This is a genomic window from Aestuariibacter sp. GS-14 (assembly GCF_006494365.1).
GTDB lineage: Bacteria > Pseudomonadota > Gammaproteobacteria > Enterobacterales > Alteromonadaceae > Alteromonas > Alteromonas mangrovi.
Genome location: NZ_VHIP01000002.1, coordinates 328,839 through 345,299 on the forward strand (window position 1 = coordinate 328,839; position 16,461 = coordinate 345,299).

Annotated in this window: 15 protein-coding genes; 6 read left to right on the forward strand and 9 right to left on the reverse strand. The window is 48.5% G+C overall.

What is annotated here, in order from left to right; genetic code table 11:
- The first annotated feature begins 1 nt into the window (after position 1).
- The 4 genes from FJ444_RS04530 to FJ444_RS04545 all read left to right on the forward strand — a co-directional run bounded on the left by FJ444_RS04530 (position 2) and on the right by FJ444_RS04545 (position 3,670).
- A complete protein-coding gene (locus tag FJ444_RS04530) occupies positions 2-775 on the forward strand; it encodes an SDR family NAD(P)-dependent oxidoreductase (RefSeq protein WP_140956734.1) in 774 nt (257 codons plus the stop codon).
- A gap of 118 nt (positions 776-893) precedes the next feature.
- Positions 894-1,808 carry a LysR family transcriptional regulator gene (locus FJ444_RS04535; RefSeq protein ID WP_140956735.1) on the forward strand — a complete coding sequence of 305 codons (915 nt, stop codon included), beginning with the start codon at positions 894-896 and terminating at the stop codon, positions 1,806-1,808.
- A 129-nt stretch (positions 1,809-1,937) separates the two neighbouring features.
- Positions 1,938-2,681, forward strand: coding sequence for an SDR family NAD(P)-dependent oxidoreductase (locus FJ444_RS04540; RefSeq protein WP_140956736.1), 744 nt, complete (start codon positions 1,938-1,940; stop codon positions 2,679-2,681).
- An 11-nt stretch (positions 2,682-2,692) separates the two neighbouring features.
- Entirely contained in the window at positions 2,693-3,670 is a 978-nt protein-coding gene (locus FJ444_RS04545) for a fumarylacetoacetate hydrolase family protein (protein ID WP_140956737.1), read from the forward strand.
- Between the two features lie 89 nt (positions 3,671-3,759).
- Here FJ444_RS04545 and FJ444_RS04550 read toward each other — a convergent pair whose 3' ends face one another.
- From FJ444_RS04550 to FJ444_RS04565, 4 genes are all read right to left on the reverse strand, one after another.
- A complete protein-coding gene (locus FJ444_RS04550; RefSeq protein WP_140956738.1) occupies positions 3,760-4,986 on the reverse strand; it encodes an MFS transporter in 1,227 nt (408 codons plus the stop codon).
- A gap of 34 nt (positions 4,987-5,020) precedes the next feature.
- A complete protein-coding gene (locus FJ444_RS04555; protein ID WP_140956739.1) occupies positions 5,021-6,874 on the reverse strand; it encodes an NAD(P)/FAD-dependent oxidoreductase in 1,854 nt (617 codons plus the stop codon).
- A gap of 20 nt (positions 6,875-6,894) precedes the next feature.
- Positions 6,895-7,386 (reverse strand): cupin domain-containing protein, encoded by a 492-nt coding sequence (locus FJ444_RS04560; RefSeq protein ID WP_140956740.1) that lies wholly within the window; start codon positions 7,384-7,386, stop codon positions 6,895-6,897.
- 217 nt (positions 7,387-7,603) lie between these two features.
- Positions 7,604-10,039 carry a TonB-dependent receptor gene (locus FJ444_RS04565; RefSeq protein ID WP_181405066.1) on the reverse strand — a complete coding sequence of 812 codons (2,436 nt, stop codon included), beginning with the start codon at positions 10,037-10,039 and terminating at the stop codon, positions 7,604-7,606.
- 371 nt (positions 10,040-10,410) lie between these two features.
- On the opposite strand from FJ444_RS04565, the gene FJ444_RS04570 reads away from it, so the two are divergent.
- On the forward strand, positions 10,411-11,205 hold the full coding sequence (locus FJ444_RS04570) for an SDR family NAD(P)-dependent oxidoreductase (RefSeq protein WP_140956742.1): 795 nt from the start codon (positions 10,411-10,413) through the stop codon (positions 11,203-11,205).
- 75 nt (positions 11,206-11,280) lie between these two features.
- Here FJ444_RS04570 and FJ444_RS04575 read toward each other — a convergent pair whose 3' ends face one another.
- Genes FJ444_RS04575 through FJ444_RS04595 form a run of 5 tightly spaced genes read right to left on the reverse strand, consistent with a single transcriptional unit; the run spans position 11,281 to position 15,194 of the window.
- Positions 11,281-11,700 carry a VOC family protein gene (locus FJ444_RS04575; protein WP_219993874.1) on the reverse strand — a complete coding sequence of 140 codons (420 nt, stop codon included), beginning with the start codon at positions 11,698-11,700 and terminating at the stop codon, positions 11,281-11,283.
- Positions 11,701-11,731: 31 nt separating this feature from the next.
- A complete protein-coding gene (locus tag FJ444_RS04580) occupies positions 11,732-12,505 on the reverse strand; it encodes an SDR family NAD(P)-dependent oxidoreductase (protein ID WP_140956743.1) in 774 nt (257 codons plus the stop codon).
- A 10-nt stretch (positions 12,506-12,515) separates the two neighbouring features.
- Positions 12,516-13,844, reverse strand: a complete 1,329-nt coding sequence (hisD, locus tag FJ444_RS04585) for a histidinol dehydrogenase (protein WP_140956744.1) — start codon at positions 13,842-13,844, stop codon at positions 12,516-12,518.
- Positions 13,845-13,881: 37 nt separating this feature from the next.
- On the reverse strand, positions 13,882-14,892 hold the full coding sequence (locus FJ444_RS04590; RefSeq protein ID WP_140956745.1) for a LacI family DNA-binding transcriptional regulator: 1,011 nt from the start codon (positions 14,890-14,892) through the stop codon (positions 13,882-13,884).
- Between the two features lie 2 nt (positions 14,893-14,894).
- Positions 14,895-15,194, reverse strand: a complete 300-nt coding sequence (locus tag FJ444_RS04595; protein WP_140956746.1) for a putative quinol monooxygenase — start codon at positions 15,192-15,194, stop codon at positions 14,895-14,897.
- Positions 15,195-15,513: 319 nt separating this feature from the next.
- On the opposite strand from FJ444_RS04595, the gene FJ444_RS04600 reads away from it, so the two are divergent.
- Positions 15,514-16,452, forward strand: coding sequence for an NAD-dependent epimerase/dehydratase family protein (locus FJ444_RS04600; RefSeq protein WP_140956747.1), 939 nt, complete (start codon positions 15,514-15,516; stop codon positions 16,450-16,452).
- The last annotated feature ends 9 nt before the right edge of the window (positions 16,453-16,461 follow it).

Consider the following 16,461-nt stretch of genomic DNA (forward strand, 5'->3'; position numbering starts at 1 on the left):
TATGCCAGCGGTAACACAGTTATTTGGCCTGGCGGGTAAAAGGGCCTTAATCACCGGCGCGTCAGGGGGGCTTGGCAGTGCCATTGCTACCCTGTTTGCCGATGCAGGGGCCAGCCTACTGCTTACGGATCGCGATGAAAGTGCGCTTTCAACACTAGCGAACTCGTTAGGCCAGCACATTAACATTGACCTGGTAACCAGTAACCTGGCCGATGAGGAGAGTGTTAACCAGCTTTGTTCATCCATCCACCACGAGTCTGTCGATATTCTGGTGAATTGTGCTGGTATAGAAGGCCAGGTTGGCTCACTCGAACATTGCACGCATGCGCAGTGGCAACAATTGATGCAAATAAATCTGTATGCCTGTCAGCAACTAAGTGCCGCGGTAATTCCTGGCATGCGGGAAAAGGGCTTTGGCCGACTTATTTATGTCGCAAGTATCGCAGGATTACGGGGCAATAGTGCGATAGGGTTATACGGGGTGGCAAAGGCCGCGCTGATGGAACTTGCTCGCAATTATGCGGTGCAGTGTGGGCCAAATGGCATTACCGCAAATGCGATTGCACCGGGACTCATAGATACCCCGTTATCCAAACATTTGCAGGCAAATGACGCTTTTATGCAACGACGACTGCAAATGACACCGTTGAGACGAATAGGGCACCCAGATGAAATCGCAGCGACAGCTCTTTACCTGGCAAGTCAGGCGGGTGCGTTTACTACAGGGCAGACCCTTGTGGTTGATGGTGGTACGTTAATCACTGACGGGAATTAACTTATGCTTACGTCGCATTCTTCTGGTGCTTAAGTGTAAAGGGCGTATGTACTGTATTGATTATATGTAACTGACGTGTAATCTACGGATTAAGAATAATATTTTATTGGATGTGAATGTGCGATTAAACCGACTTGACCTGAATTTGCTGGTAGCGCTGGATGCACTGCTAACTGAGAGAAGTATCACAGTGGCAGCGGAGCGTATCTGTCTTAGTCAGCCTGCAACAAGTGGTGCATTGTCGCGTTTGCGTGAGTTTTTTGATGATGAACTGCTGGTGCGGGTGGGGTCTAAAATGCAGCCTACGCCATTGGGTGAAAGTCTCGCTGAGCCAGTACATAATATTCTCATGCAAATTCAGGCCACCGTTGAACGAGGTGTAGAGTTTGATCCTGCGTCCTGTATGCGCAATTTTAAGTTTTATATCGGCGACTACAACGCTTCGGTTTTTATGACCCATGTTGCACAACGCATTGCGGATATTGCCCCAGGCATACAAATGGAATTTTTTATGCCTACCAATAAGCCAACGGAAGAGTTGGAAAGAGGGCATGTAGATTTTATGATCATGCCTAAATCAGTGATACATGAGACACACCCATCAACGGACTTATTTTCTGAGGGGTTTGTGTGCATCGGTTGTGCAACAAACGAGAAAGTGTCGGAAGACATGACCATTGAAACCTATATGGAGTTAGGGCATGTTACCGTGCAATTTGGCACCAACCGCGTCGCCAGCCAGGATCAGCTTTTACTCAAAGTTGAACATGGTTTGGAACCCCGTACTGAAATCATTACGTCTACATTTAACGCCATCCCCCAATTCCTGCCGGGAACAAAGCGCATTGCCACTGTTTACCGTCACCTTGCGGAGCATTGGCAACAATTTTTACCTATCAAAACAGTACCTGTGCCTGTGACATTGCCTGCCGTGACCTGGGCAATACAGTGGCACAAGTTTCGCGATCATGATCCAGGTTTAAAATGGATGCGTGAGCAAATTATTGCTACCGCAAAGGAAAAATTCTGTTGAAGCTAACACGTTAATTCCACTCGCGAATTACTATTTGTTCAACGAATAAGAAGCCTCCGTATTCCCGAATAGAGTAAACAAAATTCCGCTGTTACACTTTGTTTACAACTAATTTGGGAGTACAAAATTATGGCCGGACACGCTAATAAAATTGCTGTCATCACAGGCGCTGCTGGTGCATTGGGCCGCGAGTTTGCGCTAGCGCTTGCACAACGGGGCTGCGATATAGCTATCGCGGATATTAAGGACGCGTCAGAGGTCGTGTCTGAAATCAGAGCTCTGGGGCGACGCGTGTACAGCGAAATCGTGGATCTGTCTGACAATCAGCAGGTCGCTCAGTTTGCTGCAAACGTGCTTACTGGGTTTGGCAGGGTAGACATCCTGATAAATAATGCCGCTTATATGCCGGTAATTCCGCTGGCCGATCTCGACATCACTGAGTTTAAAAAGTTTGAAGCCATTAACGTAGAAGCGGCGTTCATTCTGGCCAAGCGGTTTGGCACCGGCATGATGGAGCGCGGATACGGCCGCATTTTGCAAATTGCCTCCAGCACAACCGGCACCCCGATGCCGGGCTTCAGCGCTTACGTAACCACAAAGATGGCTGGTATCGGCCTTACCCGGGCTCTGGCCGCTGAATTCAGTAGTAAAGGCGTGCGGGTTAATGCCCTGTCGCCGGGACTCACCCGTACAGCTGAATCGGCAAAGAACCTCCCGCCTGAGTTATTTGAAGCAGTAAAAAACAACCTCCAGTTAATTAAACAAACGGAGGAGCCTCAGGATCTGGTGGGAGCCATGCTGTACTTAACCTCTGAAGAGTGCGGTTTTGTAACTGGTCAGGTAATTAACTGCGATGGCGGCGTAAATTTTTAACGGAGAACAACATGAAATTAGCAACCCTTAAAAACGGGACTCGCGATGGCAAACTGGTAGTGGTATCGAGAAACCTGTCGTTGGCAACAGAAGCCAACCAGATAGCCCCTACTATGCAATATGCCATTGAAAACTGGTCAGATGTTGAAGGTCCACTGCACGCCATTTACCAGGCTCTGAACAGCGGGGAGTGCGAGAGCAGCTTTGCGTTTGATCCCTATCAGGCCATGGCGCCACTGCCCAGATGCCATCAATTTATCGATGCGTCGGCGTTTTTAAATCATGGCAATATCATGGAAAAGGCATTCAACCTGGACGTGAAGAAGGACCCCAATATTCCCATTCTTATTCAACGTCAGAGTGATGATTTTAAAGGGCCTCATGAAGATTATGCGTTTATCACTGAAGAAGATAACGCCGATTTTGAAGGTGAATTTGCAGTTATTACTGACGATATCCCGCTAGGCACGCCTGTAGATAAAATCGAATCACATATTAAACTGGTTACCATGCTAAACGACATGAGCATGCGTAAACACTTATTTCGTGAATTGCAGATGGGATTTGGCTTTATTCTGGCTAAACCGGCTACAGTATTTGCGCCGGTTGCGGTTACGCCTGATGAGCTGGGTGACGCCTGGAAAGACGGATGTATACACCTGGATATGCAAGTGAGCCGTAACGGTGAATGGTTTGGTAATCCTAATGGCGGTGAAATGGACTTTACCTTTGGTCAGATCCTGGGCCACATTGCTTATAACCGAAATATTAAAGCGGGGATGATTTTGGGCTCGGGTACGGTGTCTAACAAAGGCTGGAAAGAGGTTGGGTCTGCTTGTCTGGCAGAACGTCGTGCTTTGGATATTCTGGAATTTGGCGAGGTGAAAACAGACTTCCTGAAGTTTGGTGAAACCTTGCAATTTGATGTACAGGACGCTGAAGGTCAGTCAGTGTTTGGACGTATTGACCATAAAATGGTGAAAGCGTAAAAGCTATATCGACACACGAATAATATGAAACGAAAAGCCGGGGCGTTAATGACGCCCCGGCTTTTTAGTGTGGTTATTGTTGGGATTATTTAGTGGGAAGACACCCCATCAACTGATTGGACTCGACTGTTCTGCACAAAAAATATGGTTATAAAGCACATCACCAACGCAACTACTGCGAACGTTTGGAATGCCTGTAAAAACTGTCCTTCACCTACCTGACCGAGTACAAATGCGAAACTGATTGTTGAGGCAAATTGGCCAACAGCAAATGTAGACTGCCACATACCTGTACCGCGCCCACGCACGGTAAACTCCAGCTTTGATACTGCCCAGGTCAGCATGGTAGGCAGCAATAAACCGGCACCAAATTGATTGATAAATCCTGTAACGATTAGCATTTCTGGCGTGGTTGATTGCGACATACCAAAAAAGCCAAGCGCAAGGATGCCAAATTCGAGCATGATGAGATACCGAATCGACAAATGGTGATGGGCATAGCGATAGGCAATAGCACCTACGGGTACCCCAATACTGGCTATCGCTAGCATCAGGCCGGCTTTACCTGGATCATTGATATCAAATGTTGCCAATGCTGTGCTCAACTGGAATTGCAGAATGTAGAACATGACTCCGCCTACCAGGGTAAATCCGCATACTTTAAGCATATGCGACCAAGGGAACACGCTTGGCGCATTGTTGTTTGCACTGTGGTCGGCCAAATCATGTTTGTGCCCCTCTTTTTTACCGATTTCCCAGGTGAAAAAGATGACACCCGCCATCATGATGAGTGCGATGCCATAGATAGCGAAGGGACCTTTCCAGCCATATTGCGAGCCGAGAAAACCCGCTAACGGGAATAAGCACATTGCTGAAAGCGAAGCCATGGCGGCCTGACTTCCCAGCCATTTGTCACGTTGGTCGCCAGTGAAAAAATCACCAATGAGTGTGGTGCTGCAAGTGATCACGATAGCTTCACACAACCCTACTCCGATGCGCGAAATCAACAGAGGCCAGTAGCTATCAATAATAAGCGGCAGCAGGCCACACAAGGAATACAAGCCCATAGACCAGATTAGCAGGCGTCGACGCCCAATATTGTCGGCAAGCCAACCGGCAAAGGGCGCACCGATAGCAATACATAATGCAGGTATCGATATCAACATCGGCACCAGATAATTTGCGCCGTCGATGTGCCCGAATGCGTCCATTAATTTGGGCATAATAGGCGCAAGCAATACAGCGCCCATTACAGTCAGGGTAATGGGCAGAATTAATATAATGCCTTGTAGGGTACCAGCTGTTTTTGTTGTCATAATAATTACTCGCTGTGGGTGAGGGTGGCTCTGTTTAGTCTTTGCTAAACAGCATGCCAATAATTGAAACGAGCTTTTTGGGTGTGATGGCCAGTTTCATTGCTCTGCGCAGATCGCCTGGCCCCAAGCGGGCAACTAACGGCATGGTGCCGAAGGTTTTGCCTTTGATAACCAGCTCATCGTCCTGGGTTTCGATACTGTTAACTTGCATCAGTTCGGCGTCGTTTTCATCGAACAAGCGCATCGCGCCATCTTTCGGCGCCACAGAGCGGGCTTTCTGACGAATCACTTGTTTGCCTTCACCGGTTTGGAAGGTTTTGTCGAAATCCATCCCTAAATCTTCGAACATCACCATGGCTGCGGCACGCCCGGCACCCACAACGCCACCTGCCGGAGGCATTGAAGGGCCAACCAAATACAGATTGTTCAGTCCAGGGATACGGAATTGCCCAAGATCAGGGGTAGGGCGATGCCCCACGCTTTGGTAAAAATATGGCGCAACGCCGTGAACATCGCCTCGTACCATAGAGTTGGGTGAATTGCGTTCCAAATCCAGTGGTGAGTAAAATTTATGGGCAATGATGTTGTCGCTGTTTAAATTCGCAACAAATTTACTTTGCTGCTGTCTGCGAATTTCACCATATTCCTCTTTGTATTCATCCCAGCGGGCAGTGCCACCTTCAAATAGTTCATAAGGGGCAAAGCCAGTACTGTGCCACATCCCCGCACCGTCGGGTACGCGTGTTGGGTCGGTTTTCGATTCATCGTTACCCGCCGAGAACATTAAATCCGTGAGTTCACCGCGTTTTAACGCATCAAAATCACGCTGCATGTCTGCCATGTTTTCGTGTTGACACAGGGTGAGCATAATGGCTTTTTCTACGTCTTTCTCAGGCGTGTGAAACTGGATCTGCTCGCGCAGATCGTAGTGGGACACAAATAAGCTAAAGGCGGCCAGGCTGGCATTTTCCGCTCGTTTAAGCACCGGCTCCTGCACGCCTTCGACAAACTGGCGAATTTTATGCGGATGCATTGACCCGATGACGGCATCTTTTGCCATGATCTTTTCGCCGTCCATTAATTCAACGCCAACGGCTTTACCACCAGACACCAGAATACGTTTAATTTCGCTGTTGTAGCGAATTTCACCGCCGGTTGCTTCTATGGCCTTGACCATGGATTCGGACAGCTTGCCCGAACCACCCCAGGGCTGAGAGACGCCGTAGGTGTGCATCAGGGCAGTGAACATCACTGTACCCATACCGGTACCTAATTCGTCGGGTAACTGCAAGTTTTCTGACACTGCTCGTGCAATGTGCATTTTTACTTTGTCGTGGGTGAACCAGGTATTGATAATGTCCAGACTGCTGCGCTGCATGAAGTCCATCATGAGGCGGCCTTCTTCGCTGCTGTCGAGCATGGCCATCAACGCCCCTAGCGGCGGTTGAGGCTTATACATACCCGGCATGATCATAGGCAACATGGTTTGCCCAAGTTGTACAAATTTGCGATACGCTTCAGCATCCTGCGGCGATATTTTTGCCATGCATTCGCAAGTTTTATCCAGGTCCTGATAGGTCATCAACACGGACTGATCAGCAAAGATGGTGGCATGAGGCACATCAGAATATTTGTACTTCATGCCGTATTTGGCAAATAAGTCCAATTCATCATTTGTGATCATAGGGTTAGCCTGGATCATAATATGCACACTGGAGTGCAAATCGTGGTGGTATCCGGGCGTGAGAATTTGTTGAGTGGCTACGCCGCCACCGGCATAGCCATGGCGTTCAAGCAATAGTACTTTTTTCCCGGCTTTCGCCAGGTATGCACACGTTGTCAGGCTGTTGTGGCCTGCACCCATGGCAATAACATCATAATTTGACATCGGAAAACGCTCCTGGCTACTTAAGGGTGTTTTTCGGGAAGAGGCTTGCCATTAACCTCAACTGCGGTTGCTTCCGTTAAAATGAAGATGATTCTGCACACTTCATTTTCGCTGGGATTGCGCCACAGATGAATTGTGCCTCGTTGTATAACAATATCGCCAGGACCCAACAGCGTCTTCTGTCCATCATCCAGCTCCAGTTCCAGCTCACCACACATCACAATGCCGTAATCCAGGCTATTGGTGCGATGAAAAGGTGATTCTTTACCCGGTAACATATCTACCACCCGAATAACCGACCCACCATTTAGGGTCAATCCTGCATCGCGCAAACGGCCATCGGTTTCGTCATTATTATCAACGGGAAGATCAGGGGCGGTCCAAATTAGTGTAAATTCGGCATCACCGCTGGGTATTAATTTTGTTTCGAACTTTTGGTCGTCTTTAAAAATGGCTTTGCCGTCTTCATTGTGGCCGGTAACCACACGGCGTACATCGTTTAATCTGCCCATTAACGTCTCACTTTCATATTTGTAACATGTATCCAATGAATTAGCAGTGTTAAATACTTCCTGTGACATAACAAATTCGTTGTGCCGATGGCGCCTATTGCGGTCACGGATGAATGCTTTTTCTATTAAATACAAACCATTAGGTTTAATTATTAGCAGTGCTAAACAACAAAATCCCTGCTAAACAAAGCAGGGATATTGTTGATGTTTATGTTGGTTAAAAATTAACTGTGGCTCTGATGCCGTAGGTCATATCCAATCCGTATTGACCCATCGCTACGCCTAGCAGAGGACTTTGCGTTGAGGTCAGGCGATACTTATCCTCGAGATTGTGAGCAAAAATACCCACATTCCATTTGCCATCACTGTCTTCCAGTGTGACATTCAGATTGGTTGTTGAATACGCCGCAATATTCTCATGTGCCAGGTTGTTAAATCCTGACACCTGATCGTCCTGCCAGCGGGTATCCAGGGCCAGTACCAGGTTCATGGTGTTAAAGGGCACCACATGCTCAATACCAAGTTGATAGGACCATTCAGGAGAGTAGATTGACTGACTACCTGAGCAATCAAATTCCATTACCGGCGTACCGTCATCCAATGCGCCAACGACTTCCATTGGACAGTTGATATTGTGACGGGGCGGCGACGTGGTAAATTTCAGATCGTCGTAAGTCGCTTTCAAATATTGCACTTTAGCGGTAATCGTGGTGTTTTCAGTAGCACGCCACAACGCATCGATATCAAAGCCCTTATTGGTAGAAGCACCTACGTTGGTGGTGGTGTTTTCCAGCACGTTTTGCGCATTTACGTTGAAATAAGAAATCTGCTGATCGGTGTAATCCCAGTAAAACGTTTCAATATTCAACTGCAGTGAACCGTCCAGAAGCATGTTGTTGGCCCCCAGCGTATAGGCTTTAATATACTCTGCCTCATAGGGGTCGTTAGTTGCAGGCTGTAAGCCTCCGGAACGATAGCCGGTAGAGTAGGTTAAATACAGCATCGAGTCGGCTGACACATCCCATTCATAAGAAATCTTGAAGGTAGGCTCACTGTCGGAGTACGACGTATCCGTTTGGTTTATTGCGTGAAGAACCTGCCCAATGCCATTGTCCAGCGGGATCAAATAGCCAGGAGGAATGGGAATGACGTTACTCGCCCAACCGTTATCAATCAACCATTGTGTGGCTTGTTCCGGCGTATCCAGAGTGGGGTAGTGCGGCAAATTACCTTCGATGTGGCAGCCTTGCGCAAATGACGCGGGCGGTGTGATCAGCGCTGGTGGTAAACCGCCACAGAATGTAATGAAGTTATTCATTTCGCCCGTGAGTTCTTTGTCGTCCTTAGTAAAACGAGCACCACCGATTAAACGCATTTCTTCATTGATATGGAAAGTCAGTTCGCCAAATACGGCCTTTGATGTACCGCTAGACGTGTAGTCTTGTAGTGGCAGAACAAATTCCTGATTAAACGTGTTATTACCAATTAAGTCTTCGTCGAAATAGTACACGCCGGCAATGTAATCAATATCATCGCCTATCATGCCAGCAAATCGCAGTTCGGCAGAACGTTGCTCAGCCGTGTTTTGCCACCATCCGTAATTAAAGCCAGGCCCAACGAAGCGCGAATCTTGTTCTGACTTGCGCCAGGCCGGAATGAAGGTCATGGTAAAGTCTTCACCGCGGTATATCAGTTCTGCGTTTAAACCTTTCAGAGTGGCATCGGTGTATAATTCATCGCCGTCAATAGCATTTAAGAAGCCAAAGCCAGGCGCGGAGAGTACCGTGTTGCGATACGCATTTGACGCGTCCGATGCGGGTCCTTCCGTCACATCCAATCCACTTGGAATGTAATTGAAGTCAGGATCGTAAGCGCCCATTGGCTGCGTGTTGAAACCCACGCCACCAATGTCTGTCATGTCACCGGCAATCCGCAGGCTCCATTCATCACTAAACTCATGAAGATACTGCACGCGCACGGTAGTGCGATCATCATCATTGGTGCCATCTTTATTGATGCCATCCCGGGATATCTTGTTTGCCGCAATGCGAATAGCACTGTTTTTCGTGACCGGCAGGTTAATCGCGCCACTGATGTTGCTTGCGCCATAATTTCCCAGTAATCCGGAGACAAACCCTGATGTTTCTTCAAGTTTAGGTTTTACCGGTACCAGGTTTAACACACCGCCAGTGGCATTTTTGCCGTAGAGTGTACCTTGTGGCCCTTTCAGCACTTCTACACGCGCTAAATCAAAAAAGCCACCAATCGCTGTAGCGCTGCCTCTGGCCAGGGCTACCCCGTCGTATGTCAGGATAATTGCGGGATCCAGGTAATTGTTATTGGACTTGTTCCCCACACCGCGCATGTATACCTGGGAGGAAATACCACCGCCATTCGTGATTGTCAGGGCTGGGACCAGTGCGGCAAGTTCTGCGGCGCTGGTAATATTTTCTTTAGCCAGGCGATCAGCACTGATGGCATCAATGGCCATACCGGTTTCCTGTAGCGATTGTTCCTTAAAATTAGCGGTAACAATGATTTGCTCAACGTCTGTGGCTTTGCTTTCTTTGGGGCTTTCTTCCTGGGCTGCTGCAATTACTGAATGAGTGAGTAATGCTACAGCTACCGATGCTGACAAGTGATTTAGCTTCATAGTGTTTTCCTGCATTGAAATACATTACCGTGGTGATGGACATTATTATTGTTAGCTGACGACACATAGTTTGAAGATGCGCCGGCGGCGAGTTGTCCTTATTGACGCCGACATTGCGGCGTTTCCCCACGCGTTTGAATAAATTGTTTACACAATATTCACAACCGAAAAGCTAAAGCAGTTAACAATATTTTAAAAATTTGTAGTTCGGATAGCGGCTATTTGTATCTGCGATAAGTGTTTAAATTAATGGGCTATAGCGGCATATCGCCTGTGCGGATTGGCGCTATTTATAAATCGGATTGTTAAAATAATGTATGGAGGCAAGCGCTTTGGTAATGTGAGCTAAACGAGATTATCTAAGGTTAACTATGCAACAACATAATGAACATGCACTTAAAAAAGGTGACAGGCTACAAGGCAAAGTGGCGTTGGTATCGGGTATTGGTAGCGGTATCGGCAAAGGCTGTGCGTTAATGTTCGCCAGGCAGGGCGCTACAGTAGTGGGTACCGATCTCAATGCAGAAGCGGCTCGCAAAACGGTGTCTGAAGCAGCATTAGAGGGCTTAACACTCCATTTTTCTGAGGCGGTAGATTTAACGAATGAACAGCAAGTAAATGCATTGATTAACGGGGTAGTGAAAGAACACGGTTCCCTGCATATACTACTTAATGCGGCGGCAACCGCCGTGTTTAAGTGGATTGAAGATTTAGATTACGCCGAATGGCAACTCACGTTGCGGGCAGAGCTCGACTCTGTTTTTCTGGTGTGTAAAGCGGCCTGGCCCCATTTGAAAGCCAGTGGAGCCGGTTCCATTATTAACTTTGCTTCCGCTAACGCCTATATGGCGTTGGATGGCTCACCGGCGCTGGCGCATTGCGCTGGCAAGGGCGGCGTACTTGCATTAACTCGTCAGCTTGCCATGGAAGGGGGGCCGTTTCAGTTACGAGCGAATACTATTTCCCCAGGCTTGATAGTCACCGGTGCAACCGCCCCCGTTATTGAACAGCCAGGATTTCTTGATGCGGTAATGGCGAAGAATATGTTGAAGCGGCTGGGGCAGCCGGAAGACATTGCCTGGTGTGCGGTGTACCTTGCCAGTGATGAGGCCAGTTTTGTTACCGGAGCGGATTTCTCGGTTGATGCGGGTGCTATCGCCTGGTAAATATATTGAAAATACTAAAAAAGGGATGACATGTTCATCCCTTTATATTTATGCCTTTTTAGAGAACGATCGTCGTTACGATGGCCTGCTTTCTTCCACAAATTCTATCAGGTTGCCCGCGCAATCGCGGATAAAGCAGCCTTTACCAAATTTCTCGCGCACTACAAAAGCAACGTCAGCCCGCTTTGCTTCCATTACTGCTAAAAACGCATCCAAATCCTCAACAATAAACGCCACGTGCTTGTTTCCGTGTGTTTTTACATCTGAAGGAGGGTGGCGACGTTCTTCTGGCAATGGCGCGGCGCCTGCTACTTCGAATATCTCAAAGCGCAGTGGGCCGCGTTTTACCATGGCAACATGGGCATTGGCTGCTTCGATGAAAAAGCGTCGTTCCAGTTCAAATCCCAGGGTGTTGCCATACCAGGCAATTGCTGCGTCCAGATCCGGTACGCTCACGCCACCATGATGAAATGATAATTCAGGTATTGTCGTCATCGCTTATCCTATTTTTGCGGTTCAGCGGTTATCATTCTGCGGTCCAACCGCCATCCACCACCATACTGGTGCCGGTCATCAGGGTTGAAGCCTCACTGGCCAGAAAGACTGCTGCTCCCATTAAATCCTGTACGTTACCGATACGGCCAATTTTTATTTTTTCCAGCACGGAGGCTAAAAAGGCTTTATCTTCAAAAAATGGTTTCGTAAGGGGCGTTTCAATAAAGGTAGGCGCAATGGTATTGGAGCGAATGCCGTACTTGGCCAAATCCAGTGCGAAAGCTTTATTCATACCTTCCAATGCCCACTTCGACGCGCAATATAATGAGCGGTTAGGTCCGCCCACATGGCCCATTTGTGAACCAATGTGGATCAGTGAGCCTTTAATATCAGCCGCAATCATTTTTTTTACACAGGCCTGAGCGACGAAGAATGCGCTTTTCAGATTTAAGTCTAATACCGCATCATAATCATCCTGACTGACTTCCATCATGGGTTTGGGGCGGTTAGTGCCCGCATTATTCACCAAAATATGGAACGCATTACGCTCTTCAAAAAAGCGTGCTACGTCAGCCAGATTGCTGACATCCAGCGTGACAGCGCTTGCGCGACCGCCATTGGCATTAATCGCGTCAGCGACGGCGGTAATTTCGCCCTCGCTGCGCGCCACCAGAGTAACCTCGGCTCCCATTTCTGCGAATCCGGCAGCAATGGCAGAGCCAATACCACGGCCTGCGCCGGTGACAATGGCGCGTTTCCCCGACAGGCTAAAACTTGGCATTGCCGGAAGCTCGACAGTACTCATGGTGTTCTCCTTATGCCTTCGTTTTATCGCTGGGTGTGGCAGTGCCTGCGTAGGGAACATCGCGTTTCCCATAGCGACGAACACGTAAATTCGCTTGCTCACCATGACCGGCGAAACCTTCAAGGCCACACAAACGTGAACAATATTCACCTACCAGTGCTGAAGCAGCATCCGTTGTTACTTTTTGGTAAGTGCAGGTTTTCAGGAATTTGCCAACCCACAAACCACCAGTGTAACGCGCTGATTTCTTGGTTGGCAGCGTGTGATTGGTACCAATTGCTTTGTCACCATAGGCAACGTTAGTGCGCGGGCCAAGGAATAAAGCACCATAGTTCGTCATATTATTCCGGAAGTAATCAGGATCCTGAGTCATGACCTGCACATGTTCACTGGCGATCTCATCGGCAATTTGTACCATCTCTTCGTAGCTGTCGGCTACGATTACTTCACCAAAGGTCTCCCAGGCTTTGCGGGCATGTTCTGCAGTTGGCAGAATGTTCAGCAGGCGTTCAATCTCTGCCATGGTTTCGCGCGCCAGTTTTTCAGAGTTGGTCAGCAGTACTCCCGGGCTATCCGGACCGTGTTCTACCTGACCCAGAATATCCGTTGCACACATTTCGCCGTCTACTGATTCATCAGCAATGATAAGGGTTTCAGTAGGACCTGCGAATAAGTCTATGCCCACGCGACCGTATAGCTGACGCTTGGCTTCGGCAACGAATGCGTTGCCCGGGCCCACTAGAATATCAACGGGTGAAATCGACTCTGTACCCAGCGCCATTGCCCCAACAGCCTGAATACCACCTAATGCATAGATTGCATCAGCACCGGCCAGGGCCTGTGCGGCAACGATAGCTGGCGCAGGCTTTCCTTTAAACGGCGGTGCACAGGTAATAACGCGAGGAACGCCAGCCACTTTGGCCGTAATGACCGACATGTGGGCTGATGCTAACAGCGGATACTTACCACCGGGTACATAACATCCTGCCGCATTCACCGGTATATTTTTATGTCCAAGAATAACGCCAGGCAGGGTTTCTACTTCAACGTCTTTCATGGAATCGCGCTGAATCTGAGCAAAGTTGCGCACCTGAGTTTGGGCAAACTCGATATCTTTTAAATCCTGTGGTGACAATGTATCGATACACGCCTGAATTTCAGCATCGGTCAGGCGGTAATCTTCGCGATCCCAGTTGTCAAACTTGATTGATAGTTCACGAATTGCGGCGTCTCCACGGGCTTCAATATCTGCCAGTGTGCCTTCAACTATGTCGCGTACTTTGCGATCGGCGTCTTTTTTAAATTCAGCGGCGGCGCCGCGTTTTAGCCAGGTTGCCATTTTCTTCTCCAGGGTTAATGTAGGGTACAGAGCGCTACTATTGAGTAGGGCTTGTACTGGATCTCATGATTAAGTTGCCTTTCACTACTGTGTGAATGGCGTCATATTGGTTTGATTGCGACAATACCCGCTCCACTGCCTGGGAAATCAGCGCATCAAGCGGTTGCGAGTAAGTCGTTATGTCATAGCCAGGCCAATGCGCATGTGGAATATCGTCAAAGCCTGCAATCCCAATGTCTGTGCCGGGTGTAAGAGAATACTCGTACCGCGCAACATCAATCGCAGCCATGGCCATATGGTCGTTTGCGCAAAATACGGCGTCGGGGCGCTGCGCCTGCTCAAGTAATTGCCGCATAGCCTGCATAGCACCCACTCGGTTAAAATGTCCAACAACCCGCATTGGCTTATCCCGGCCCATTGCAATCAACGCGTCGGTAAACGCCAATTCGCGATCCCGGCTTGTGGAGGAAGTTTCGATACCGGCCATAAAGGCAATACGCTGATATCCTGCATCCACTAAATGTTGGGCGATTAACCTGGCACCATGATCGTTATCGCCGGTTACCGAACTGCAACACATTGCGTGACTGATGCGGTTAACAAAAACCACCGGTATACCCGCAGCCTGACACTGCTCAGCCAGAGATGACGACAGGGTAGTGGCCATTAGGATCAGTGCATCAACCCGATAGTTGAGCATATCCTCAATCGATGTGTCGGCTTGCTGATTGGCTTCGTTTGTAAAAACCAGTGTTTTGTGACCATGCGTGTTCAATTGTTTCGACAAGGTTTCTAGCGCCAGTGGAAAAAACGGGTTTTCCATATTGCCCAGTACCACGCCAATCAGTTGCGAGCGCCCTCGTAATAAAGAGCGGGCCAGTTGATTTGGGCGGTAGCCCAATTCCTCAGCAGCAGCCATCACTTTTGATCGCGTTTTACTCGATATGCTGGCACCGCTGGTAAACGCTCTGGATACCGCAGACTGGGACACGCCAGCAAGACGAGCGACGTCTGTGGCTGCTGGCACATTTTTAGCGCTGGTGCTCATTGTTAGAATCCGGTTACTGCCAGAGCAAGGTGGTATACTTTGGGAGGCTCGGTGAAAAAGGGGCCTGCCAGAGAACGCCAGGCCTGAAACCCCGCCGATTCACGGAATGTCACCATGTGCGCTTCTACATTGTCCCACGCAACAATCAAGCGATATTGCCCAGGGTGTTCTATGACTTTTTCAAGTCGCATGCCATGACAACCCTCTGCAGCTTGGAAGTGTGGTGCGGCCTCTTTAACTGCCTGTTCAAATGCACTCATATCTTGTGACGCAACTGTCAGTTCAGCGACTTCGTGAATCATGTTTTCTCCCCGTCTTTTACGTACAAAAAATTAACATTCTATGAAAGTGTTTAGGTTGTGCTTTGCCTTGCTATTTAGCATAGGGAATTGTCGGTATACCTAAAAATAACTTTCTAAAACAAGGGTTAATCTGCTTTTTGCTGTATTGCATAGCTATGCAAAATAGTGCGGTAGTGATGTCATTCTGTCAATTAACGAGGGGCGTAAATCGCATCGCAATTATTAATAATTTGTATCGGTAAAACGAATAAGGCATACGCACAGAGGGCGTTTATGATAGTGAACAGTTAATCAGACAGTGAAAATGGCAGGAGTAAATATGAAGCGGGTGATCGTAACTGGAGCGGGTGGTTTTGTTGGAAGACAACTGTGCCAGATACTGGCGGAACAAACTGACTGGCATCTCGTTCTCATCGATAATGTTCTCTCGCACATTTCACTGCCTGCAAACCGTGTTACCCTGATTGAGAAAGGATTGCAGGATGAGGGCGTTCTCAACGACGCATTTGCGATTCCCTGTGATATTTTGTTCCATCTCGCCGCCGTTCCTGGTGGTGCCGCCGAGCAAGATCCCGCATTGTCTAAAACGGTAAACCTGGATGCAACTCTGGCTATGTTCGAGCGCGCTGCCGAACAGGATAATTGCCCGCGTATTGTGTTCACCAGTACCATTGCTGTGCTAGGAGCCCCAATGCCAGAGGTGGTGGACGATGCAAGCCCAATTGTACCTGCTATGACATACGGTGCGCACAAGGCCATGATTGAACTGGCTTTGGCAGATTTAACCCGCAGGGGGCTGGTTGACTCTGTTAGCGTGCGTCTTCCAGGTATTATTGCCCGTCCGTTGGCTAAAAATGGCTTAAAATCGGCGTTTTTGAGCAATGTGTTCCATCTGCTGGCGAGTAAAGAGCCCTTTGTGTCACCAGTATCTCAACAAGCAACAATGTGGTTAATGTCGGTCCAGCAATGTGCAAAAAATCTCTATCATGCCAGTTTGTTAGACAGTGCACTCATGCCAGTGAGCCGGGTGGTAACGCTGCCAGCACTCAGAGTTGGAATGACTGAATTGGTGAAAGAGATCGTTGAACAATCCGGCTCAAATATGTCGTTAGTGAGCTGGCAACCGGATCCTGGGCTGGAAGCGGGTTTTGGCAAGCAGCCGCCTTTATTTACACCCGCTGCCGAAAAAGCGGGTTTCGAGCGAGACAACTCGCTAAGTGTGCTGGTGGCAAACGGGTTAGCGTTAACAGCTCGCTGAATACCATGA

Excerpts from the sequence above, each read along its gene's own strand:
- FJ444_RS04530 (WP_140956734.1), top strand. The coding sequence starts at position 2 with ATGCCAGCGGTAACACAGTTATTTGGCCTGGCGGGTAAAAGGGCCTTA.
- FJ444_RS04540 (WP_140956736.1), top strand. The coding sequence starts at position 1,938 with ATGGCCGGACACGCTAATAAAATTGCTGTCATCACAGGCGCTGCTGGT.
- FJ444_RS04545 (WP_140956737.1), top strand. The coding sequence starts at position 2,693 with ATGAAATTAGCAACCCTTAAAAACGGGACTCGCGATGGCAAACTGGTA.
- FJ444_RS04550 (WP_140956738.1), bottom strand. The coding sequence starts at position 4,986 with ATGACAACAAAAACAGCTGGTACCCTACAAGGCATTATATTAATTCTG.
- FJ444_RS04555 (WP_140956739.1), bottom strand. The coding sequence starts at position 6,874 with ATGTCAAATTATGATGTTATTGCCATGGGTGCAGGCCACAACAGCCTG.
- FJ444_RS04560 (WP_140956740.1), bottom strand. The coding sequence starts at position 7,386 with ATGGGCAGATTAAACGATGTACGCCGTGTGGTTACCGGCCACAATGAA.
- FJ444_RS04565 (WP_181405066.1), bottom strand. The coding sequence starts at position 10,039 with ATGAAGCTAAATCACTTGTCAGCATCGGTAGCTGTAGCATTACTCACT.
- FJ444_RS04570 (WP_140956742.1), top strand. The coding sequence starts at position 10,411 with ATGCAACAACATAATGAACATGCACTTAAAAAAGGTGACAGGCTACAA.
- FJ444_RS04575 (WP_219993874.1), bottom strand. The coding sequence starts at position 11,700 with ATGACGACAATACCTGAATTATCATTTCATCATGGTGGCGTGAGCGTA.
- FJ444_RS04580 (WP_140956743.1), bottom strand. The coding sequence starts at position 12,505 with ATGAGTACTGTCGAGCTTCCGGCAATGCCAAGTTTTAGCCTGTCGGGG.
- hisD (WP_140956744.1), bottom strand. The coding sequence starts at position 13,844 with ATGGCAACCTGGCTAAAACGCGGCGCCGCCGCTGAATTTAAAAAAGAC.
- FJ444_RS04590 (WP_140956745.1), bottom strand. The coding sequence starts at position 14,892 with ATGAGCACCAGCGCTAAAAATGTGCCAGCAGCCACAGACGTCGCTCGT.
- FJ444_RS04595 (WP_140956746.1), bottom strand. The coding sequence starts at position 15,194 with ATGATTCACGAAGTCGCTGAACTGACAGTTGCGTCACAAGATATGAGT.
- FJ444_RS04600 (WP_140956747.1), top strand. The coding sequence starts at position 15,514 with ATGAAGCGGGTGATCGTAACTGGAGCGGGTGGTTTTGTTGGAAGACAA.